19 protein-coding genes and 3 pseudogenes are annotated in these 22,162 nt (G+C 63.6%); 9 read left to right on the top strand and 13 right to left on the bottom strand.

Annotated elements, in window-relative coordinates; all coding sequences use genetic code 11:
• Positions 1-11 precede the first annotated feature (11 nt).
• The gene (locus tag BM113_RS09900; protein ID WP_089787567.1) at positions 12-1,883 is read right to left on the bottom strand and encodes a 2-oxo acid dehydrogenase subunit E2; all 1,872 of its coding nucleotides are present in this window, start codon (positions 1,881-1,883) and stop codon (positions 12-14) included.
• Positions 1,884-2,142: 259 nt separating this feature from the next.
• On the opposite strand from BM113_RS09900, the gene BM113_RS09895 reads away from it, so the two are divergent.
• The 3 genes from BM113_RS09895 (at position 2,143) to BM113_RS09885 (ending at position 6,244) form a co-directional block, all read left to right on the top strand.
• Positions 2,143-4,047, top strand: coding sequence for a 2-oxoacid:acceptor oxidoreductase subunit alpha (locus tag BM113_RS09895; RefSeq protein ID WP_089787565.1), 1,905 nt, complete (start codon positions 2,143-2,145; stop codon positions 4,045-4,047).
• A 3-nt stretch (positions 4,048-4,050) separates the two neighbouring features.
• Positions 4,051-4,986, top strand: a complete 936-nt coding sequence (locus BM113_RS09890) for a thiamine pyrophosphate-dependent enzyme (RefSeq protein WP_089787562.1) — start codon at positions 4,051-4,053, stop codon at positions 4,984-4,986.
• Between the two features lie 181 nt (positions 4,987-5,167).
• Complete coding sequence (locus BM113_RS09885) at positions 5,168-6,244, top strand: DUF8108 domain-containing protein (protein WP_089787560.1); 1,077 nt, start codon at positions 5,168-5,170, stop codon at positions 6,242-6,244.
• Between the two features lie 26 nt (positions 6,245-6,270).
• Here the strand turns inward: BM113_RS09885 and folP are convergent, their stop codons facing one another.
• A complete protein-coding gene (gene folP / locus BM113_RS09880; protein ID WP_089787558.1) occupies positions 6,271-8,799 on the bottom strand; it encodes a dihydropteroate synthase in 2,529 nt (842 codons plus the stop codon).
• Between the two features lie 227 nt (positions 8,800-9,026).
• Between folP and BM113_RS09875 the strand changes: the two are divergent.
• Both BM113_RS09875 and BM113_RS21825 read left to right on the top strand, forming a co-directional pair.
• Positions 9,027-9,206: pseudogene (locus BM113_RS09875) on the top strand (cupin domain-containing protein); the annotation flags it as partial.
• A 377-nt stretch (positions 9,207-9,583) separates the two neighbouring features.
• Positions 9,584-10,597 carry a hypothetical protein gene (locus tag BM113_RS21825; RefSeq protein ID WP_143095818.1) on the top strand — a complete coding sequence of 338 codons (1,014 nt, stop codon included), beginning with the start codon at positions 9,584-9,586 and terminating at the stop codon, positions 10,595-10,597.
• Between the two features lie 354 nt (positions 10,598-10,951).
• On the opposite strand, the pseudogene BM113_RS09870 reads toward BM113_RS21825, so the two are convergent.
• The 3 genes and pseudogenes from BM113_RS09870 to BM113_RS09860 form a co-directional block, all read right to left on the bottom strand.
• Positions 10,952-11,477: pseudogene (locus BM113_RS09870) on the bottom strand (transposase); the annotation flags it as partial.
• A gap of 398 nt (positions 11,478-11,875) precedes the next feature.
• On the bottom strand, positions 11,876-12,274 hold the full coding sequence (locus tag BM113_RS09865; RefSeq protein WP_089787556.1) for an HVO_A0114 family putative DNA-binding protein: 399 nt from the start codon (positions 12,272-12,274) through the stop codon (positions 11,876-11,878).
• Between the two features lie 101 nt (positions 12,275-12,375).
• Positions 12,376-12,633 (bottom strand): toxin-antitoxin system TumE family protein, encoded by a 258-nt coding sequence (locus tag BM113_RS09860; RefSeq protein WP_089787554.1) that lies wholly within the window; start codon positions 12,631-12,633, stop codon positions 12,376-12,378.
• Between the two features lie 233 nt (positions 12,634-12,866).
• Between BM113_RS09860 and BM113_RS22635 the strand changes: the two are divergent.
• A pseudogene (locus BM113_RS22635) lies at positions 12,867-12,977 on the top strand (cupin domain-containing protein); the annotation flags it as partial.
• Between the two features lie 38 nt (positions 12,978-13,015).
• Here the strand turns inward: BM113_RS22635 and BM113_RS09850 are convergent.
• The 3 genes from BM113_RS09850 to BM113_RS09840 all read right to left on the bottom strand — a co-directional run bounded on the left by BM113_RS09850 (position 13,016) and on the right by BM113_RS09840 (position 17,201).
• Complete coding sequence (locus BM113_RS09850) at positions 13,016-13,843, bottom strand: hypothetical protein (protein WP_089787552.1); 828 nt, start codon at positions 13,841-13,843, stop codon at positions 13,016-13,018.
• A 55-nt stretch (positions 13,844-13,898) separates the two neighbouring features.
• Complete coding sequence (locus BM113_RS09845; protein WP_089787550.1) at positions 13,899-14,708, bottom strand: ABC transporter ATP-binding protein; 810 nt, start codon at positions 14,706-14,708, stop codon at positions 13,899-13,901.
• Positions 14,709-14,900: 192 nt separating this feature from the next.
• The gene (locus tag BM113_RS09840; RefSeq protein WP_089787549.1) at positions 14,901-17,201 is read right to left on the bottom strand and encodes an AAA family ATPase; all 2,301 of its coding nucleotides are present in this window, start codon (positions 17,199-17,201) and stop codon (positions 14,901-14,903) included.
• Between the two features lie 141 nt (positions 17,202-17,342).
• Between BM113_RS09840 and BM113_RS22865 the strand changes: the two genes are divergently transcribed.
• Complete coding sequence (locus BM113_RS22865; protein ID WP_281244012.1) at positions 17,343-17,477, top strand: DUF7128 family protein; 135 nt, start codon at positions 17,343-17,345, stop codon at positions 17,475-17,477.
• A 99-nt stretch (positions 17,478-17,576) separates the two neighbouring features.
• Here BM113_RS22865 and BM113_RS09835 read toward each other — a convergent pair whose 3' ends face one another.
• Both BM113_RS09835 and BM113_RS09830 read right to left on the bottom strand, forming a co-directional pair.
• On the bottom strand, positions 17,577-17,822 hold the full coding sequence (locus BM113_RS09835; RefSeq protein WP_089787870.1) for a DUF7508 domain-containing protein: 246 nt from the start codon (positions 17,820-17,822) through the stop codon (positions 17,577-17,579).
• Positions 17,823-17,824: 2 nt separating this feature from the next.
• On the bottom strand, positions 17,825-18,316 hold the full coding sequence (locus BM113_RS09830; RefSeq protein ID WP_089787547.1) for a DUF5796 family protein: 492 nt from the start codon (positions 18,314-18,316) through the stop codon (positions 17,825-17,827).
• Positions 18,317-18,470: 154 nt separating this feature from the next.
• On the opposite strand from BM113_RS09830, the gene BM113_RS09825 reads away from it, so the two are divergent.
• Together BM113_RS09825 and BM113_RS09820 are read left to right on the top strand one after the other, a co-directional pair.
• Positions 18,471-19,358: a shikimate kinase gene (locus BM113_RS09825; protein WP_089787544.1), complete on the top strand. Its 888-nt coding sequence runs from the start codon at positions 18,471-18,473 to the stop codon at positions 19,356-19,358.
• Between the two features lie 16 nt (positions 19,359-19,374).
• The gene (locus BM113_RS09820; RefSeq protein WP_089787542.1) at positions 19,375-19,704 is read left to right on the top strand and encodes a chorismate mutase; all 330 of its coding nucleotides are present in this window, start codon (positions 19,375-19,377) and stop codon (positions 19,702-19,704) included.
• A 23-nt stretch (positions 19,705-19,727) separates the two neighbouring features.
• On the opposite strand, the gene BM113_RS09815 is transcribed toward BM113_RS09820, so the two are convergent.
• The 3 genes from BM113_RS09815 to BM113_RS09805 all read right to left on the bottom strand — a co-directional run bounded on the left by BM113_RS09815 (position 19,728) and on the right by BM113_RS09805 (position 21,888).
• Positions 19,728-20,111, bottom strand: a complete 384-nt coding sequence (locus BM113_RS09815) for a PIN domain-containing protein (RefSeq protein WP_089787540.1) — start codon at positions 20,109-20,111, stop codon at positions 19,728-19,730.
• Complete coding sequence (locus BM113_RS09810; protein WP_089787538.1) at positions 20,108-20,353, bottom strand: hypothetical protein; 246 nt, start codon at positions 20,351-20,353, stop codon at positions 20,108-20,110. The genes BM113_RS09815 and BM113_RS09810 overlap by 4 nt, the downstream gene beginning before the upstream one ends.
• 392 nt (positions 20,354-20,745) lie before the next feature.
• On the bottom strand, positions 20,746-21,888 hold the full coding sequence (locus tag BM113_RS09805) for a DUF1214 domain-containing protein (RefSeq protein ID WP_089787536.1): 1,143 nt from the start codon (positions 21,886-21,888) through the stop codon (positions 20,746-20,748).
• Between the last annotated feature and the right edge of the window lie 274 nt (positions 21,889-22,162).

Raw genomic sequence — 22,162 nt, 5'->3', positions numbered from 1 at the left:
CCGATACGGGTTCAGTGGCGGTCCCACGAGAGGTCCAACTCGAGGTCTTCCCGGAGCAGTTGCGAGACGTGACAGCCCCGCTCGCCGAGTTCGACGACCCGTTCCAGCGTCTCGTCGTCCTCGTCGGACTCGAGGTGGATCGTCGCCTCGATCGACTCGACGCTCCCGTGTTCGGGGTCGGCGTCGGTCGTCACGGAGATTTCCCCGACGTCGGCGTCGCGCTTGTCGGCCTGGTAGCGCGTGCTCAGGGAGAGACAGGAGGCCAGCCCCCCGAGGAAGACGTCGACCGGCGTCGGACCAGTCTCGGTGCCGCCCCTGTCCTCGGGTTCGTCGTACCCCCACTCGAACGAGCCCGCTTCGATCCGGCCGCGCATGCCGTCGGGGTTCGTCGCGGTGACGGTGCGGCCGGGCATCTCCGTTCCCTCGCTCGAGCCGGGCGTCCCGGTATCGGAACCGGCGCCGTCGGCGATTCCGGCGGCGGTCGCTCCCCCGGCCTCGAGATCGACTTCGGCCGGCAGCAGCGACGTCGGCTCCTCGAGGTGGCCGACCAGTGTCTCGAGGAACCGGGCGGCGTCCGCGCCGTCGACGACCCGGTGGTCGAACGAGAGGTCGAGCGGGAGGTGACGTCGCCACTCGAGGTCGCCGGCTTCGCCCCGAATCGGCTGCTCCTCGATCGCGTCGACGCCCAGGATCGCCACCTGCGGCGGGTTGATGATCGGATCGAACGACTCGACGCCGAGGACGCCCAGGTTCGTCACCGTAAACGTCCCGCCACGCAGGTCGTCCATCGTGTAGTCGCCGCTCAGGGCGTCGTCCACGAGGTCGCGGCGTTCCTCGGCGACCTCCGACAGCGACTTCGAGCCGACGTCGCGCAGGACCGGCGCGATCAGCCCCTGCTCGACGTCGACGGCGACCCCGAGGTTGTGCTCGGCCCAGATCCGGTGAGCGTCGTCCTCGAAGGTCGCGTTGAACGCGGGATGCTCCTCGAGCGTCGCCGACACCGCCAGCAGGAGGAGGTCCTGGAGGGAGACGTCGGTCTCGAGGGCGTCGTCGGCGGCGTCGGCGGCGGCGAACAGCGCCTCGGCGTCGGCCTCGCGGTGGACGGTCACGTGGACGGCCTCGCGGTAGCTCTCGCTCAGCCGCGAGGCGATCGTACGACGCATCCCGTCGAAGGCGCGTTCTTCGGCGAGGGTCCTGCCGCCGACCGCCGTCTCCGCGGCCTCGGCCGCGGCCTCGACGTCTTCCTCCGTGATCGCACCCTGGTAGCCCGTTCCCTCGACGGACGGGAGGTCGACGCCCAGTTCCTCCGCCCGCTTTCGGGCTCGCGGGGAGGCGTCCGGCTGGCCGGCGTCGGCCCCTTCCGCGGCCGCCTCGACGTCTTCCTCCGTGATCGCGCCCTGGTAGCCCGTCCCCTCGACGGTCTCCAGGGCAACTCCCAGCTCCTTCGCACGCTCTCGAGCACGCGGGGATGCACGCACGTCCTCGTCGTCGCTGGCAGCGGTGTCCTCGGTCCCCCCGGCCCCGGTAGCGCTCGCAGCGTCACCGTCGGCCTCGCCGCTGTCAGGTTCGGCCGCGTCGGCCTCGGCGCTCTCCTCGAGACCGAGGTCCTTCTCCGCTTCCGCCTCGAGGTCGTCGATCGCCTCCGACTCCGGGGCGACGATCCCGATCGGCGTCCCCGGCGGGACCTCCGCCCCCGCCTCGAGATAGGTGCGCCGGAGGACGCCGTCTTCCCTGGCGTCGACCTCGCCGACGCTCTTTTCGGACTCCACCTCCGCGACGAGTTCCCCCTCCTCGATCGGTTCCCCCGATTCGACGTGCCACTCGAGCAAGGTCCCGCGTTCCATCTCGAGGCCGAGTTTCGGCATCCGGACGATGTACCCCATGCGCGACGGTACCACGAACGGACGGTAAAAGATATCGTCGACCCACAATGTGGTGGTCCGATGGCGTCCAACTTACGGATCCGTCCGTCGATGAACGGAAATCGAGGTCGGCTGTTAGCGGTACAGTAATAATCTTTCATTCGTAATTCTGAACGACTGCCCATTCTTCACGAAAAATTCTTGGTAATGTATAGCAAAGGCTTTAGGTTCAGTAGGGGAAATCTGAGGTACGGTTGGCCCACCGGCCACTGATTTACCTATGAGCGACGACGAACTCATCTGGCGAATCGCAGGCGGTTCCGGAGACGGAATCGACTCGACGAGCCAGAACTTCGCGAAAGCGTTGATGCGTTCGGGGCTCGACGTATTTACACACCGCCACTATCCATCACGGATCCGGGGTGGCCACACGTACGTCGAGATCCGGGCCGCAGACCACGAAGTACAGTCGCGGGGGGACGGCTACAACTTCCTGCTGGCGCTCGGTGACTCGTTCGCCCGCAACCCCAGCGAGGACGCCTACTACGGCAACGAGGAACTCAAGCCCCTCTCGGAGAACCTGGACGACCTCCGCGAGGGCGGCGTCATCGTCTACGACGAGGGCCTCATCAGCGAGGAGGACGTCGAGGAACTGAACCTCGAGGAACGTGCCGAGGAGAACGGCTGGCACGTCTACCCGATGGACCTGCGCGGACTGGCGAAGGAACACGGCCGCGAGGTCATGCGGAACACGGCCGGGGTCGGCGTTACCGCCGCGTTGCTCGACATGGACCTCGAGCACATCGAGGACCTGATGTCCGACGCCATGGGCGGGGACGTCCTCGAGTCCAACCTCGAGATCCTCCACGAGGCATACGAGATCGTCGAGGAAGAGTACGAGTTCGAGCACGACCTCCGCGCCCCAGAGGGCTCCCACGAGACCGAGCAGGCGCTGCTGTCGGGGTCGAACGCGATCGCCTACGGCGCGATCGACGCCGGGTGTCGGTTCATCTCCGGCTACCCGATGACGCCGTGGACCGACGTGTTCACCATCCTCAGCCAGAACTTCCCCGACATGGGCGGCGTCTCCGAACAGGTCGAGGACGAGATCGCCGCGGCGGCGCTCGCGGTCGGCGCGAGCCACGCCGGCGTCAAGGCGATGTCCGGTTCCTCCGGCGGCGGGTTCGCCCTGATGAGCGAACCGCTCGGCCTCGCCGAGATGACCGAGACGCCGCTCGTCCTGGTCGAGGCGATGCGTGCCGGTCCCTCGACCGGAATGCCGACCAAGCCCGAGCAGGGCGACCTCGAGCACGTCCTCTACACGAGTCAGGGCGACTCCCAGCGCGTCGTCTTCGCGCCGGGGACGATCGAGGAGGCCTACGAGCAGACCCGACTGGCCTTCGACATCGCCTGGGACTACCAGATCCCGGTCATCCTCATCTACGACCAGAAGCTCTCCGGCGAGAACAAGAACGTCGACGTCGAGTTCTTCGACCGCGAACCGTCGCCGGACCTGGGCTCGACGCTGACCGAGGAAGAGCTTCGCGAGGCCGCACACGACAACTCCGGGAAGTTCAAGCGCTTCGACTACGAGAACGCCGAGGACGGCGTCGCGCCGCGCTCGCTGCCCGGCCAGCAGAACGGTCGCTACCTCGCGACGGGGAACGAACACAGCCCCGTCGGTCACATCAGCGAGGACCCCGACAACCGCGTCTACCAGATGGACCGTCGCCTCGAGAAACTCGAGTCGATCCGGGAGGAACTCGACGAGGAACGCGAGTCCACCCAGACCTACTTCGGCGACGAGGAGGCCGACTACGGTATCATCACCTGGGGCTCGAGCCAGGGTGCCGTCGAGGAAGCCGTCGGCCGCCTGAACGAGCAGGGGCACTCGGTAAAGGGCATCGGCGTCTCCGACATGATGCCGTTCCCCGAGGCCGAGATGACGGAGTTCCTCGAGAGCGTCGACGAGGCGATCGTCGTCGAGATGAACGCCACCGCCCAGTTCCGCGGCCTCGTCCAGAAGGAACTCGGCCGATTCGGCGAGAAGATGACGAGCCTGCTGAAGTACAACGGCAACCCCTTCGAGCCCGCGGAGATCGTCGAGGGATTCGAGGTCAACATCGCCGACGAGGACCGCGAACCGACCGCACAGGTACGAATCGAACCCGCTGCAGGTGACTAACCCATGAGTGCATTCAACGCGATCGGAGACGAACGAGAGACCGACCGGGACGAGTATACGCCCGGTGTCGAACCGCAGCCGACCTGGTGTCCGGGCTGTGGCGACTTCAGCGTCCTCAAGTCGCTGAAGCAGGCGCTCCCGGAAGTCGGTCGCAACCCCGAAGAGGTTCTGACCGTCACCGGGATCGGCTGTTCGGGCAAGCTGAACAGCTACCTGGACACGTACGGCTTCCACACGATTCACGGCCGTGCACTGCCGGTCGCCCGTGCGGCGAAGCTCGCGAATCCGGACCTCGAGGTCATCGCCGCGGGCGGGGACGGCGACGGCTACGGGATCGGTGGGAATCACTTCATCCACTCGGCCCGCGAGAACCACGACATCACGTACATCGTCTTCAACAACGAGATCTTCGGCCTGACGAAGGGCCAGACCTCGCCGACGAGCCCGAAGGGCCACAAGTCCAAGACCCAGCCCTCGGGGAGCGCGAAGACGCCGATCCGGCCGCTATCCCAGTCGCTGACCGCCGGTGCGAGCTACGTCGCCCGCACGGCCGCCGTCAACCCCAACCAGGCCAAGGAGATCATCGCGGAAGCGATCGAACACGACGGGTTCGCCCACGTCGACTTCCTCACCCAGTGTCCGACCTGGAACAAGGACGCCCGACAGTACGTCCCGTACGTCGACGTCCAGGACTCCGACGACTACGACTTCGACGTCACGGACCGGGAGGAAGCCGCCGAGATGATGCGCGAGACCGAGAACGTCCTCAACGAGGGGACCGTCCTCACCGGCCGGTACTACGTCGACGAGGACCGTCCGTCCTACACCGAGGAGAAGCGCGCCGTCGGCGAGATGCCCGACGAGCCGCTGGCCGAGCGCTACTTCGACGACGACGCCGAGTGGGAGCGTAGCTACGACCTGCTCGACCGCCACAAGTAACGCCGTCGACGACGAGACGTCGGTTCTCCGTTTTCGCGTCCTTCGTTCGTCGGTCGCTCTCCGTGAGTCCTGCGTGTCGTCGGATGGTAGATCGTTACCGAGAGGGGCTCCCGGTCGCGCCCGGACGTCGACGGGGGTATTAATTGATAGCAGATCAATAGGTCGAACGGGAACGAAACGCATGCCCTCCGAGAACCCGGCGGCCGGTTCGCCCCGTGAGTGCCCCGACTGCGGGGCCGACGCGGCCCCCGACGCGAACTTCTGTCTCCAGTGTGGGACGGCACTCGAGGACCCGACGCTGCCGACGTACTGTCCGTCGTGTGGCGATCCCTTCGACCGCGGCGACGAGTTCTGTTCGAACTGCGGGGAGCCCCGGACCGGCGTCGACTCGAGCGGGAGGTCGACGTCGTCCTCGCGGACATCCCGGTCGAACGCGAGTTCCGACGTCGATCGGGATCGGGCCGCTCGCCGGGCGTTTCGACGGCGGGTACGTCGCTACCTCGAGGCCGGTTGGGAACTCGAGCACGATTACGGCAACCGGGTCGTCCTCGTCGACCGCGACGTCGGCTCGATCCCCGTCCACATCGTCCTCCTCGTTCTCACCGGCGGGCTGGGCAACCTCGTCTACGGCTGGTACCACTACTCCGAACTGGCCGAGCGCCGGCATCTCTCCGTCGACGGCCGGCCCGTCCGGTATCCGACGGCGCGGGAGCGGTCCGCGGAGGGATCGGACGCGACCGGCGGGAACGCGCTGGCGACGCTCTCGGCGTACCTGGTGACGGCGGTGTTCCTGCTGGTCGGTGCCGTCCTCCTCGTGGCGGGGCTCACCGACGGCTCTATGACAGCCGGGCTCTTCGGCCTCGCGTTCGCCGCCATCGGACTCTACGCCGCGCCCTGGTTCAGGCGCCGCCTCGAGCGCCGACACGGGATCACGGCCTTCGGCCGGGTCCGGACCGTGGACCACCGGGTGGTCGGTCCCCGTGAAGCCGACGACGAACGCTGTGTCGTCTGTAACGGCCCGTTCGACGGTGGCGTGGTCCGCCGACGCCGGGACGAGACGGTCGTCGCGGGAGTACCCGTCCGGACACACGCGATGCGGTACAACCACTACTGTCCCGACTGTGCCGAGACGGAACTCTTCGGGACCGCCGCGGGGCCGGCAGTGGTCGACGACCGCGAGTCGAAGCCGAGCCCGGACGGGCTCGATCGGGAAACGGCTGTGGACCCGTCCGAACGGCTGACCGACGAACGGGAGTGAGAACGAAGAGGGCGTTCGGGCCTGCGCTACCACTCGAAGCGGTCCGGATCCCGCGCCGCGAGGGCCGTCCGTACCGCCGCGACGTTCTCGGGAACGTCGTGGACACGGACGACGTCGGCCCCCCGGTCGGCCGCGATGGCCGTCGCCGCCACGGTCGCCTCGAGTCGCTCGCCCGCCTCGCGGTCGACGTGGCCGAACATCGACTTGTGGGAGTGGCCGATGAGGATCGGACAGCCCAGCGCGCGCAACTCGTCGGTGCGTCCGAGCAGTTCGAAGCTCTCCCGGGGGGATTTGCCGAAACCGAGACCCGGATCGACGACGATGTTCTCGCGGTCGAGGCCGGCCTTCTCCGCGAGCAGGATCCGCTCCGAGAGCTGGTCGATGACGTCCTCGACGACGTCGTCGTACTCGACGTTCCGGTCCGGGACCACGGGCGCGTCGATGCTGTGCATCACGACCAGACCGGCGTCGTGCTCGGCCGCGACGAACCGCATCTCGGGGTCCTCGAGGCCGGAGACGTCGTTGACGATGTCCGCGCCGGCCTCGAGGGCGGCGTCGGCGACGGCCGCCTTGCGCGTGTCCACCGATACGTGCGCGTCGAGGCCGCGGTCGCGGATCCCCTCGATCACGGGGACGACGCGGTCGATCTCCTCCTCGACCGGGACGGGGTCGGCGCCGGGACGGGTCGACTCCCCGCCGACGTCGATCACGTCGACGCCGGCCTCGACCATCGCCTCGGCGCGGGCGAGCGCGTCCTCGAGCGCGTCGTACTCGCCGCCGTCGTGGAAGCTGTCGGGCGTGACGTTGAGGATGCCCATGACGGCGGTGCGGTCCGCCCAGGGCCAGCGGTCGGCCGCCGTGACTCCGGCGTCGTCGGTTCGCTCCGTGGTCTCCTCTGTTCCCGGCGCGGTGTCGTCGTCCCGGCCCTCGATTTCGAGCGTCGATCGGAGTTCCTGCGCGACGTCCGCGAGCCCGGCCGGTCCCGACTCGTCGTCGATCGACTCGAGCAGCGCCTCGAACTGCGCGAGGGTACCCATCAGGACGGCGTCGACGCGCTCGTCGTCGTTGCCGGGGCTGTGGCCGTGTCCGGAGAGGGCACAGTCCCCGCCGAGCCGGAGCAGTTCCTCCTTCAGGCGGGTGGCCCCCCGGTAGCCGAGGTTCGTCTTGACGACGCGGTGAACGGCGTTCTCGCCGGTCCGGTCGGCGTCGTCGGCCGGGACGTTCGCCTCCTCGAGGGTCTCGCGGGCGTCCTCGAGGTCCTGGATCCGCTTGGGGACGCCGTCGACGGTCCAGCGCGAGCGGGCCTCCGCGACCGCGAACAGCGATCCGGCTACGAGCACGCAGTCGTCGGCGTCGGCGGTCTCGAGCGCCGCGGCGAGTGCGTCCTGGATCGACGCCTCGGTCCGGACGTCCCCGGCACCGGCGTCGTCGAACACGCGGGCGAGCACCTCCCGGTCCTCGGCCCGGTCGAGGGGCGGTTCGGCGGCGACGACGGTCGTCGGCGTCGGGAGCGCGGCGGCCATCTCTCGGTGGTCCTTGTCGTGCATCGCGCCGACGACGAGGTGGAGGTCGTCGTACTCGTAGGTGCCGAGCGTCTCGGCGAGAGTCTCGCAGGCGCCGGGGTTGTGCGCACCGTCGAGGACGATCAAGGGATCGGTGTCCATCACCTCGAACCGGCCGGGCCAGTGGGCGCTCCGGAGGCCGCGGGCGATCTCGTCGGTCGAAACGTCGGCGACTTGCCGGGCGAGCGTCGCGGCGATGCCCGCGTTCGCGGCCTGGTGGGCACCCGGGAGCGGGATCCTGGTCTCTATGTCCCAGTCGTCGGCGGTGATCGAGACGGCGGCTTCGGTGTGGTTCCGGCGGCCGTCGTAGGAGACGCGAACGTCGGGATCGTCCCCGCTTTCGTGACCGACCGTCACCACTTCGCCGGCGACCTCCCGGATCGCCTCCAGCGGGTCGCCCGAGACGCCGGTGACCAGCGGCGCGTCGTCCGGGGCCACGTGAGCCTTGTCCTCGGCGATCTCGACCTCGGTCTCGCCGATGATGCCCGTGTGCTCTAAGGTGACGCTTGTCACCGCGCTGGCGATCGGATCGACGACGCTGGTCGCGTCGTAGCGGCCGCCGATGCCGACCTCGAGGACGGCCACGTCGACGTCCTCCCGTCCGAAGTGCCACAGCGCCATTCCAGTCATCACCTCGAAGAACGTCGGGGAGTCGCCGTCCGCTGCCCGCTCGGTTACGTACTCTCGGACCGCCTCGACGTAGTCGGTGACCGCCGAGCGGGGGATCTTGCGCCCGTCGACGCGGATCCGCTCGCGCAGGTCCTCGAGGTGCGGCGAGGTGTAGAGCCCGACGGTCAGTCCGGCCTCCCGGAGCGTCCGCTCGAGCATCCGAGCCGTGCTCCCTTTACCGTTCGAGCCGGCGATCTGCACGAAATCGACGTCCTCGTGGGGGTTCTCGAGGTGGGCGAGCAACCGTGCGGTCGACTCCGTCCCCGGCTTCGGACGGAACCGCCGCAGACCGAAACAAAAGTCCGCCGCCTCGTGATACTCCATACCCGAACCAGCCAGTCCGGCCGCTTTAGCGTGTCGGACTCGGGTCCAGCGTCGGGTCGACCGTCCGGGAGCAGGTCGTCCCGCGGTTCGTAGGTCGTAATCGCGGTCCGCCGTCCGCGGTCCGCGGTCCGCGGTCCGCGGACGTCCGACATGTTCGGGGGAAGGCCGACGTGACGAACCGACCAACGTTCGCACACTCGTTTAGGCCAACCTAAACAGTCGACACCATGCCAGCGACAGACTTCGACGCCGAACGGCAGTACGACGACGAACAGTTCTCCGCACAGCCCGTCTTCGCGAACGACCGGATCAAGGTCGTCCTCGGCTACTTCGAGCCCGGCCAGTTCATCCCCGTTCACGCGCCGGGCAGCGACGTCGCCATCTGCGTCCGCGACGGATCCGACGTCGAACCGAAAATCGATCTCCCGACGCGAGTACTGCAGTGACCTCATTTTAGCAGAGTACTCTACGGCGAAGCGGTTGAAACACCTGCAGTTGGATATATTAATCAACAGCGAACAATGTTTAGTCTCGTTGTTGGTTAATTAAGAAACATGCCTCTTTGGTCCGCCAAAGAATCGCATGACTGCAGCGTCTTATTGGCCATTATACTGTTTTCCTCCGAACTCCTCTAAGAGTACGCCAAGTAATTCGCCAGGACCGATACTATGCTGCACTTTTAATTATTAATTTCCTGATTAATGCTAGTCATTATAATTATTAGATATAACTTAAGCTCATTTCGGAAAAGCTATTACCAATAGAATATAGGTTGCTGAATGTAATGATGGATGATAAATCCACTACGAATCGAAGAGTGGTATTGAAATCAGCCAGTACAGCTATCCTGGGTTCGACAATACTCGCCGGACAAACCAGTGCTGCCAGTGATGATGAGGAACATGCTGAGAGTTCGAATGATGATTTAGTTGTTGCAATTGATACTATGACGGAAGACGACACCCAATATACTATTTCAGTTTGTCATGATAAAACAACTGGGGAAACAGACGGTTTTATCCTTCCAACAGCTAAAGACGGCGAAGGTTCAACTCAGAAGGATAGTGAAGTCTCACTAAGTGTAGGACCCGATGAAGAAGAGCAGATATATGGTGTCAAACCAAAAGTACTAGAAAGTATTGAAGAATTCATAAAAGAAAGTAGTGAGAAGCAAAAGAATCGTAACGATATTCAATCAACTGAGAAAAGCACCAGTGGATTTGAAAAGGAATCGGAACCAAAACTTTGGGATCATATAAAGTCCACACACATTGGAACTCGAGATCGGAGTATTGTCGAAGACATTATTGATGATCTATCAGATGGTGCAAAAGAAGCTCTGAATAGAATCGGAGGATACTATATCGAAAGTCCACAGGGAACATCTTGTGATGCGAGTTACAACAGTAATCCACATCATCAGTTAGGTGCATCAATGGACTATAACGATAACGTAAATTCGCTTTCTGCCACACTTTTTGGTGGTGTACTTGGTGCGATCATTGGCGCTCTGCTAGGGGGTGCGGTAGGTGGTGCAATTGGTGCAATCGTAGGTGGAATTTCAACGTTCGTTATTGACTATCTTAAGGATACGAGTAATGCCACAGTTGTGCTTCGAGATTACGATAGTTGTACAGCAGGCCTGTGTAATCCAAAGGTGGAACCACTTGTAAGCGGTATTTGGATGGACAAAGAACAGGATTTACTTACTATTCCGAGCGTTGATCCTCCTGCAATACACTTAGAAAACGGTGCGGCGGTCGATGCTGGCTTTGAGTTTGAAGAGGATATATATTAGGTAGAGAACCTTATTGAGAAAACACTTCATCCTGAGACACCTTCTTCTAAATACCGTACAGCAGTTCCAATAACAAGAGACAATTACTAACTGGCCTGTCCTATTCCAATGAATGACAAAGTCAAACGGAAGCTGAGTACTAATAAGGATGCATGGAATAATAAATGGTTTCTTTATGTCGGTGGCCCAGTTTTTGCGGCCATAGGTGTGTTTATAGGTTGGATGTGGTTCCTTCCACTTGTTTCGGCATTCTGGGCTGAAGCGGTGGTTTTGGGATTGTGTATAGGGACAACCTATCTAATAGGAATGACGTTATTGGCCTATATCGATTAAAAGGGTATCATAGAAGTCTTTTCACACCGAAATCACGGTACTTGCTGAATTGTCTCCACGCTCGTAGTTGGAGATTGCAACGACGAGGCTCAAACACAGCGCGAGGAACACTGGTGCTTGCGCATGGACGCGGCCTCGGGCGTGGGTGCGCCCGAGGCCGCAGTGCTTGACTGATTCGTTGCTTCGTTCAACGCCCGTACGACGGTTATACCTCTCGTTTGGGGTCTATTTCTTCAGCTGAATATCTTTGCTGTGTTCCTCAATGCGATCTTCAACCCTGTACTCGATGCCTTTCGGCTCGTCAGTGTTTCGTGCGTTGTATGGGCGGCTGGTACGACCCCTGCAGCCAGCAGGTGATCGTGCCAGTAGAGTGTGTCGTAGGCGCTGTCACCGACCATCCATGTCGGTTTCTTGACGGCGAGCGCGTCACATGTAACGCGCATCGCCGTCTCTTCTAGCACTTGTTTACTCTCGGTGAACTCGGCGACAATCGGGATCTTTGTCCAGTCGAGACGATCGTACAGCCGTAGCCGTGGTAGTACTCCTCTAGCACTGATTGAGGATACAGAGACATTTATTGAAAAAGACCTGCTACAAGCGCTGAGGGCTCAGCAAATCAATTTGCTTGAAGCAGTGAAATCAGGTACTCTTGTCTTCTTTCTACCGCTGGATTTGACTAATAAGAAGGTCGAGACCGTTCGGTGTGAAGATGATACAGCTGTTCATATATCGAAGACACGTCTCTTAGAGGTTTAGCCAATGAGAAAAACACCGAAAAGCTTGCAACGGACTTAAGAAAATCGACGAATAGATGACACTGAGAGCTTAGCAGCGGATATTACAGCAGAAGCGTAACGATGGGATCGAGTTATTTCTGAAGGGAGGACCAAAATCACCTCCGATATTGATCCTAAGCCCGATCAAGTCGCTAAAATATAAGTGGAATTAGGCTGGCGCGACATCTGGCGAGTGCTGGCCAAGTGGGATATCGACATCAATTTCATCGTACCAGATCGTCGGTCGCTTCGCTCGCCCGTCCTGTTCGAGTTCGACGAGGCCGTAATCGGCGAGTTCGTTCACGTTCTGCGTAACCTCCGGCGGGTGCCGATCGACGAGGCGTGCGAGCTCGCGAATGCTCTCTGGTTCGTGGTCCGCGATCGCTTCGAGCAACTCGAGGTTCGTCGGCCGGAAGATGCGGCCGAACGTCTCGAGGTCCTCAACTAAGAGCGTTGATGGTTTCGGCTTGACCACATCTGTCTCACCAGCGTCGAGAGCGGCAAGCGTATCCTCGAGGTCGCTACGATCGGACGACGAGTCGATTCGGACGTGGAGTGTTCGGGTCATGGCGCTTTTGTTTTTGTCAGAGAGTCACCCAAGAGGTGGGTGATAATTTGAAGGCGATTCTACTTACCAGTGTCTCGCTTCTTGGGTGGGAATTCTGCCCGTCAAGCGCGGTAGAGCGCTTGAAGACCGGGGTAGTCGATTTCGAACACCTCGGCGCTGAGGTGCAGTTCGTGAACCCCGTGGTGGTTGTCGAACCGAATGACCGGATCGTCAGCACCGGCTTCCCCGTAGTGGAACGCGTACTTGATACCCTCGGGGAACTTCTCGGATTCGGGCACCGCAAGCACGCGAACGCGGGCAGCAGTGCCGTCCGCGTAGGCTTCTGTCTCGTCGCGAACGACCGCGACGTCGTCTGTTATCTCTGTTTGTTAGTATGCACCCTAACATAATAAGTATTAGGATTGGAACTAACACAAGTCCACGACAGCGAGATTATTCGGAACTGTAAGTCGATTTAAAGAGGGAATCTCCGCTCATCTCGAGTTGTCATGTCCGCGACGATCGACAGGCGACAGATCGATATCGACCTCGAGGCCGACCTTGGGGCCGATGAGTTGCCGCCATCGGCCCCCGCACTGCCACATTAGAACTCGCCGACGAGGACGAACGGCTCGAGGCGATGCTCGTGACGAGCCCGCCGCCGACCGACGCCGAACACGACCCCGTCCGCGAGGGCCTGCGCCGCGGCGTGTTCGATCCCTGAGTCGTGCTACTGGGGACGAGGGTAAGCGTTTTCGCGTCTCAAACCGGCTCGTCCGCCCCGAGCGAATCGCCGCTTGCCCCCAGCCGGGATCGGAACCGCCGCTCGAGCGCCCAGACGACGGCCAGAACGACGGCGTAAGGCCCGAACAGCAGGATGTGAACGGGGCTGTCGGTCGTCACGAAGACCTCGAGGACGAGGAAGTACGGGACCAGCGGGAAGAGGGCAAGCGGCGCGAGCGCGCCGTCCTCGAACAGCGCGGCGAGCGGAACGGCCGTCACGGCGGCCGCGAACGCGAAGACCGCGGACGTCAGCGCGGCCGGCCTGATCCCCGCGTCGACCACCAGCAACGACGTCGCGATGCCGACGAGGACGGCGGTTCCGACGACGACCGCGTAGCGGCTCGACCGCTCGAGTGGCCCGTCGGGCAGGTTGCGGAGCCGCCCGTCGCCGATCCCGTACCGCCGACGGAGCCCGAACTCCGCGACGGCCAGCAGTGCGGCCAGCACGAGCCAGAGGTACCAGGCATCGACGTAGCTGCCGACGTGTGTCGGCCCGTCGACGACGACGTACTCCCCCAGTTCGCCCCACTCGGGAGCGGGAGTGGTCACCTCGAGCCGGACCGTTCCGGCGACGAGTCCGAGGAAGCCGAGGGCGGGAGCGACGAGTCGGGCGTAGGCCGCGAGCAACAGCGGGACGAACCCGACCGGAAACGCGGACAGCGCGACGAGCGCGGTTTCGCCCGTCGACTCGAGGGCGGGGTAGTCAGCGCGGGCGTACAGCGCGACGGCGACGACGGCGTTGCCGACGCCGCCGACGAGGCCGGTCGCGATCGCCGCCGAGGAGGGACGAGGAAGCGAAGGGACCATGCACGGAGCTGCCACGGCCGACCACATGTATATTTACCACCACGTTCGTGACGACTCATTCGGGCGAGGAGTTCGCCGCCACGTCGTCGGCCCGTCGGTCGGGCGACTCCCGGGTCACCTCGAGGAACGCGTCCTCGAGGCTGCGAGCGTCGCCGGTCTCCGCGCGGGATTTCAGCGTCTCGGGGTCGCCCTCCGCGACGAGGCGACCGTCGTGGAGGACGCCGATCTCGTCGGCCAGTTCGTCGACCACCGGCAGGATGTGCGTCGAGAGGAAGATCGTCATCTCGCGGTCGGCGAGTTCGGCGATCGTGTCCCGCATCGTCCGCGCGGCGCGGGGGTCGAGCCCGCTCGTGGGTTCGTCGAGGAAGGCCACTGCGGGTTCGTGTAACACCGCCTGAATGACGCCGACCTTCTGGCGCATCCCCTTCGAGTACTCCTCGATGCGTTTGTCGGCGTCGGCAAGCAGGTCGAACCGCTCGAGCAGCGACTCGATGCGGTCCGTGACCTCGTGTTCGGGCAGGTCACGTAACCCGGCGACGTACTCGAGTTGCTCGCGCCCGCTGAGTTCGTCGTAGATCGGCGGCTCCTCGGGGAGGTAGCCGATGTGGGGCGTGACGAGTTCCCGGTCGCTGATGGGATGACCCGCGACGCGGGCGGTACCGGCAGTCGGCCGGGTCAGCGTCGTCAGCATCCGCATCGTCGTCGTCTTGCCCGCGCCGTTCGGACCGAGAAAGCCGTAGACGGTCCCCCGGTCGACCGCCAGATCGAGGTCCGCGACGGCGGTCGTCTCGCCGTATCGCTTCGTCAGGTCGGCCGTCTCGATGACGGGGGCGGAGGCGTCGCCGTCGGCAGGGGCGGAAGGCATACCTCCTGTTTCGTCCCCCAGGGGTTAAAGCCGTTACTTCGTTGTCAATTGCGCCGAGAGGGGTCGCGCGCCGGCGTGCAGTCATAGCCCTCCCCAGGAGAGGCCGTCGCTCGCTTCTCGGACCCGCAGGTGCTCGTGTCTCTCTTCGGGATGAAGACCGCTATCGGACCCGAGTCGAGCCGACACCGAAAGTCAGCGGTCGATCGACTCCTTCGCCTCCGCGAGGTGACGCCGCTCGATGACGACCTCGTCGGCCCGCTCGTTGGCCGCCTCGGGATCGTACTCGGTCGCGACCTCGCGGATCGCCTTCATCGAGGCGTTTCTGACCAGCGCCTCGAGGTCCGCGCCGGTGTACCCCTCGAGTTCGGCGGCGAGTTCGCGCACGTCGACGTCCTCGTCTAACGGTTTCCCGCGGGTGTGAACCTCGAGGATCTTCTCGCGAGCCTCGCGGTCGGGTTCGCCGACCAGCACGTGGGTGTCGAGTCGTCCCGGGCGCAGGAGTGCGGGATCGATCTGCTCCTTGCGGTTCGTGGCGGCGAGCACGACGAGGTTGGGGTTTTCCCGCATCCCGTCGAGTTCGGTCAGCAGTTGGGAGACGACGCGTTCGGTGACCTCGTGGCCCTCCCCCCGGGCGGCCGTGATTGCATCGATCTCGTCGAAGAAGACGATCGACGGCGCGGACTGGCGGGCCCGCTCGAACACCTCCCGGATCGCCTTCTCGCTCTCGCCGACGTAGCGATCGACGATCTCCGGACCGTCGACGCGGACGAAGTTGACGTCCGTCTCGCCGGCCAGCGCCCGGGCCAGCAGTGTCTTGCCGGTTCCCGGCGGGCCGTACAGCAGGACGCCCGACGGCGGGTCGGTGTTGGTCTCCTCGAACAGCCGATCGTAAGTCAGGGGCCACTCGACCGATTCACGAAGGGTCCCCTTCGCGTCCTCGAGGCCGCCGACGTCCGAGAAGTCGGTGTCGGGCGATTCGGCGACGTACTCCCGCATCGCGGACGGTTCGACGGACGCCAGCGCCTCGTCGAAGTGGCGCTTCTCGACGACCGGATCCCGGTTCCACTCGACCCGATCGCTGGCGTCTGTCGGCCGGTCGCGGATCGCCGCCATCGCCGCCTCGCTCGCGACCGCGTCCAGGTCCGCGCCGACGAACCCGTGGGTCCGGCGGGCGACGGCGTCGACGCTTACGTTGTCGGCCAGGGGCATCCCCCGGGTGTGGACCTCGAGGATCTCCTTCCGACCTTTCTCGTCGGGAACGCCGATCTGGATCTCGCGGTCGAACCGGCCGCCACGGCGCAGGGCGGGATCGATCGTGTCGACGCGGTTGGTCGCGCCGATGACGATCACTTCGCCGCGGGCGTCGAGACCGTCCATCAGCGTCAGCAACTGGCCGACGATCCGGTTCTCGGCGTCGCCCTCGTCGTCGCGAGCGCCCGCGATGGAGTCGATCTCGTCGAAGAAAATGATCGTCGGGGCCTCCTCGCGGGCCCGCTCGAAGGTTCGGCGCAGTTGTTCCTCGCTTTCGCCCTTGTACTTGGACATGATCTCCGGGCCGGAGATCGTCTCGAAGTGGGCGTCGACCTCGTTGGCCACCGCGCGGGCGATCAACGTTTTCCCGGTGCCCGGCGGACCGTACAGCAGGACGCCCGACGGCGGCTCGACGCCGAGCCGCTGGAACAGTTCCGGTTCCGACAGCGGGAGTTCGATCATCTCCCGCACCAACTCGAGTTCCTCGTCGAGACCGCCGATGTCCTCGTAGGTGACGCCGGAACTCGGCCCGGAGCCGCCGCCGGTCTCGGAGGGGTCGCCGCCCTCGAGTTCGGTCTCGAGGTTGGCGTCGTCGGTGTCAGTATCGGTGCTGCCGGCGGACGTATCGGTCGACCCGGTGGAGCCGGATCGCTCCGTGCTTCCGGATCCGGAACTCGCCCGGTTGGGTTTCCTCCCCTGCGCGTCGACGATCCGGATCGTCGTCGTACTCGAGATACGCACGTCGCCGTCGGGATCGGTGTCGACCACCTTGAACGGCTCCTGGCCGAACCCCTCGACGCGGATCTGTTCGCCGGCCCGGACTGGCCGGTTCCGAAGTTTCTTGGTCGCCTTGCGCTCGGCGACCTGGCGCTCGTCGTCGGACAGCGAGGGCGGGGCGACAAGCGTCACTCGCTGGGCCTCCTGGATCGACGATTTGTCTTTCGTCCGGACGACGACGGTGTCGCCGACGTGGACGCCCGCGTTCGCCCGCGTGTCGGCGTCGATCTGGACCACGTTCTCGGGCACTGACGGATCGGCTGGCCACATCTTCGCGACGGTCGTCGCGTCGCCCTCGATGACCACCGTATCGCCGCTCAGGACGCCCAGCTGTCGCCGCGCGAACTCCGGGATCCGCGCCACGCCGCGCCCGGCGTCCCGTTTCTCGGCGGCCCGCACCGTTAGCTCCACGCCGTCGCCGTTCGCGCTCGAGCCCGGGTCCGGGTCCGGATCCGACCCACTCATGGAGCGTACGTTCCGGCCGGGTCGCCTTGAGGGTTGCCCCGCCGGTCTCGCCGGTCTCACTGGTCCCGCCAGCCCCTCCGGCCGGCGGTCGCCCGTCCCGCCGGAGAAACGCATTTGAGGGTTCGCGTCGCATCCCCCCGCATGGTCGTCCAGACCGAGCGGGACGACGCGACGTGGTACGAGTGTGAAAACTGTGGGTTGCTCTTCGACGAGAAGTCGGACGCCTCCGAACACGAGCAGCGCTGTGACGACACCGAGCCGTCGTACATCCAGTGATCGCAGTGATCGCCTCGCTTGCACCGGTTTCGATGCGGGCCAGATGAAGAGCCGGGAAACCGAGGCGACGCGATCCGTTCCCGCCGGCGATCGCCTCCGTTACTCGAGGCGTTCCCGGTGTTCCTCGGCGAGTTCGCGGGCCCGCTCGAGGGTGTGCGTCTCGGTCCAGCGAACGCGGTCGCCGTCGCCGTAGGAAAGCGCCGTCTTGAGTTCGTCGCGCAAGACGCCGTGCCCGACAGAGCGGACAGTACCGTCCGCGTCGCCGAGTTCGTAGACACCCGGCCGGTCCGGCGCTTTCGCGACCGCGTCGCGGTCGAGATCGGTCCAGGGTTTCTGCAGTGGCACGGTCACTCCTCCGTGGCGTCGGTCGGTTCGGCGGCGGCTTCCCCGCCGTCCTCGTCCTCCCCGTCGTCCGTCTCCGCGACCAGTTCGTAGGCGTGCTCGCTCAGTTCGTCCTCCGCGAAGACGAAGATCCGACCGTCGACCGCCGAGACGTCCGCCTCGACCCGGATCGAGTACCCTTCCGTCGAGACCGTCACGCCCGGGTACAGCACCTCCTCGTCGTCGCTCTCGAGCATGACCCGCCCGACGCCGGTCGTCTCGAGGATTCCGTCGTGGGTGTCGCGGTCGTTGACGTAGGTCATGACGCCCTCGACGCCGTCGGGGTCGGTGACGAGGACGTGGACGTCCTTCCCCGGCGGCGTGGTGATCGACCCCTCGACGGGTTTCGGCGGCCCGTGATAGAACACCTCGCGGCCGTCGAGGTACTGGACGACGACGCCGCCGTCGACGAGGTCGACGCCGATCGTGCTCGGGGCGACGTTGCTGCGCGTGGTCATTGCCCCATCGTTCGGTCGGATGGGGGAAAAGGCGTGCGTTCTCACCCGCGTTCGATGCCGGACCGGAAACCGAACGCCGCGACCACGTGACGCATCCGTGTGCCGTGCTCACCCGGATCGTCAGCCGTAAGTATCCGTCCACGAGTGTACGGATATGGACGGCCGCGCCGTTGCTCCCGCAGCCGGGACGGTTCTCAACGCACTCGCGACCGGAGTCGGCTCCGCGTTTGCCATCGACCTCGAGACGACAGCCACGGTCGAACTCACCGACGACGGTGACGTTCACGGCCGGATCGACGGCCAGGCCGACGCCGACGCGACCCTCATCGAGCGCTGTGCCGAACTGGCGATCGCCGAGTACGCCGATCGTGCGGGACTGGCCGACGCCGCGGTCGGCGCTCGCGTCCGCACGGAGAGCGAGGTGCCGATGGCCTCGGGGCTGAAAAGCTCGAGCGCCGCGGCCAACGCGACGGTGCTCGCGACGCTCGACGCGCTCGGGATCGCCGACGCCGTCGAGCGGATCGATGCCTGCCGGCTCGGTGTTCAGGCTGCCCGCGACGCCGGCGTCACCGTCACCGGCGCGTTCGACGATGCGAGCGCCAGCATGCTCGGGGGCGTAACGGTCACCGACAACGGGACCGACGAACTGCTCGCCCGCGACGAACTCGATGGGGGCTGGCACGCGCTCGTTTACACCCCGCCGGAACAGTCGTTCAGCGCCGACGCGAACGTCGACGCCTGCGAACGGATCGCCCCGATGGCCGCCCTGGTCGAGGAACTGGCCCTCGACGGGCGATACGGCGAGGCGATGACCGTCAACGGCTTCGCCTTCTGCGGCGCGCTCGAGTTCCCGGCTGGACCGCTGGTCGACGCCCTTCCCGACGTCGCCGGCGTCTCGCTGTCCGGGACGGGGCCGAGTTACGTCGCCCTCGGCGAGACGGACGCACTCGAGGCGGTTCGGGAAAGGTGGGACGAGCGCAACGGGACGACGCGGTTGCTTGCGACACGAACCGACGGGACGCGGACGCGGCCCCGTAGCTGAACGGAGACAGTACACCATGACTCGAGACACGACCGACGACGAACGGAACGAACGGACCGAAACGCGAACCCCCGACGAAATGAGCCTCGACGAACTCCGCGAGGAGATCGAGACGATCGACCGCGAGATCGTCGAGTTGATCGCCCAGCGGACCTACGTCGCGGATACGATCGCACAGGTCAAAGACGAGAAGGGGTTGCCGACGACCGACGAGCAGCAGGAACAGCAGGTGATGGACCGGGCGGGCGAAAACGCCGAGCAGTTTGACGTGGACGCGAATCTGGTGAAGGCGATCTTCCGGCTGTTGATCGAACTGAACAAAGTCGAGCAACGAGAGAATCGGTAACGCACCACATTATTATTGCTACATCATTCATCAGCAGGTTCGAGCGGGACTCGTTCCACCTCAATGTCTTCGTAGTCTTTCTCCGATGAGAGCACGTTCAGCGTACGTGTTTCTGCAGTCGCGGCGTGGAAGGAATCGAACGCCGTCATTCCCTCGTCGTAGTAGTTGACGGCCTTCAGAACGATTTGTCGCTCTTCCTCGTCTCGGACAGGGACGAGTTCGAGCAGATTTGCCACGAGTGGGACGTACTCAAACTCGTACCGTTCTCGGGCGAGAAGGAGTTCGAGATAGGAGAACGCCGACGTTTCTACGTCGTACTCGTCCAGTGCTTCTTCTGCTGATTGCTGCAACCAGTCCGAGTCTTTGGCGAGCGCAAGCAAAAAGTCGCTTTCTACGTAGACCGTCATCTATCGTCCCCTTTCTTACGGGCCTCAGCTTTCCCCTCTGCTTCGATGTCCGCACGAATATCGTCGATGGACGCATCACGTAACTCGCCTGCTGCCTCCCGAACTGCAGCGAGCGGGTCGTCCGCAACCGGAACGAGTTCGATTCTATCCTCGTACGTGACGATGTGGTACTTTTCGCCGTATTTTTCTCGTACGTCTTTGGGGATGTACAGCCTCCCTTGCCCGTCCGTTTCTGCTGACATGTATACGACTATGGTACCAAAGACAAAGAATCTTACCACCAGTAGGCGTTTGATGGTACAGTCGCCAGTGTTTCATCTGTTCGCACATTGGATATTATCTATCTGAACAAGGTCGAACAGCGCGAGAGCCGGTAGCCGTATTCGGGCGTTTCAGAGCCTCTATTACGGACTGGACGGCTAAATCTTCTTCCGACAGCTGCTCTTCTGTTTCTCGTTCGATTAGCGATAACAAAGAATCCGCATCCTTGAAGCATTCAGCCAACAGGGCTGGCGTGCTGCATATAGAGGATGTATCCAGTACGTTCTTTGAGACAAGTCGGACGACGAGTCGAAGTTCGGCGTCGCGGTGAGTCGACGTCAGCGAACAGCATGGCTACAGCCCGGCGCTTGCCTCACTCCACCGGCTGGGCCTCAGGGAACTGGTAGCTCCCGTTGATGAGTGACTCGCGCGGTTGGTAGAGTCGGACAGTATAGCTCCATCCCGCTGGTGTGTAGATGAAGTTCGGCTGGTCGGGGTCGCCGCCGAAGTGGATCGTGACGCTGCCGACAGCGTCCCGCTCTGCGGTCACATTGTTGACCGAGTAGGCGTCGTACTCGTTTTGCTCGAGATACTGGTCACGGTTGTAGACGGTGACCGACCAGAACCCGTCGACAGGGACGTCCTGGACGGTGAGTGTGTGTGGCGTCGTGCCGTCGTTCTGGTCGGGAACTCGTTGGAGGACGATTGCTTGTGACGGCTGCGGAACGCCGGTCCATCCTACGGTACTGGCGATGAAGAATTTCACAGGGTCGACCTCGTCGACGTCACCAAACGCGCCCGAGAAGTCATCTATCGTGAGTTCAACTATTTTGAGCGCGTCGTTGAGTTGTGTGTACGATTGCGGATCCCAGTTGGGAATCTCGAACGAACCAGGGGACGATTGCTCCACGCCGATCTCGTCCTGGAGTTGCCGAACTTGTCTCAGGTCGTCCGGGTCGTCAGGATCGACGAACGTGCGGATCGCGACGCCAGCATACCGAGTACCTATGAGGTCTTTTGTTATCGTGTACTCGCCGGGGTCGGTGGCGTACAGTTTCACGTACTGGTCCTCGTTCTGGACGTTCATCGACTGGTATCGGTCACCGGTGTCCGGTTTCGTGATGGTGACTGGCTCGGTCAGATCGAAGACCCCGAGTGAGTAGAGTGTGTCACGGTTTGCCTGGATGGCCAACTGATCCTCGATGGGGGCCAGATCTCTCTGGTGGTTGAACTGTCCGAATCCACCATTGTCAACGGTCAACTCCCATGTGAGATGACAGTTGGCGCGCGGGTAGTTCTCCCACGTCACGGGGATTGGCTCGTCGTCTTCTGACGTCTCGGTTCCATCTTGGCAGGTGTTCGCCTCCGAGAAGTTCTGGCTGGCAGAGACGCTACCACCAGCCACTGCAAGTAATCCGGCGAGACCCGCCCCCCGAAGCGCGGTGCGGCGGGTCGCTCGTAGCAATTCGGAGTTCGATTCTGCGTCAGCCGTCGTGTCGTGTGTCTCGTTGCTCATGGCTCATGTTCCCCCGAGTGGCCCACAGCAGCGGTTGGAACCGACTCACACTCTAGTATGTCAGCGACCCACATAAGATGACACCACACCAACCATTATGCATTTACAAACTCGCCGTATTATCTTGGCTTCAAACAAGAAATCCCCGATTTACTCCGGGCTTACCTAAGTGATCACACATCCAACCTTACACTCTTCAATTTGTTGTATTCGTATCATGTGTTAAGCATCATCGGTGCAGTATCCTACCGGTCGAGAGTGCTGACGAGACTTC

It is taken from the genome of Natronobacterium haloterrestre, assembly GCF_900112205.1.
GTDB lineage: Archaea > Halobacteriota > Halobacteria > Halobacteriales > Natrialbaceae > Natronobacterium > Natronobacterium haloterrestre.
The sequence above is the reverse complement of the archived record's forward strand: the minus strand, read 5'-3'. Positions and strand labels throughout refer to the sequence as shown.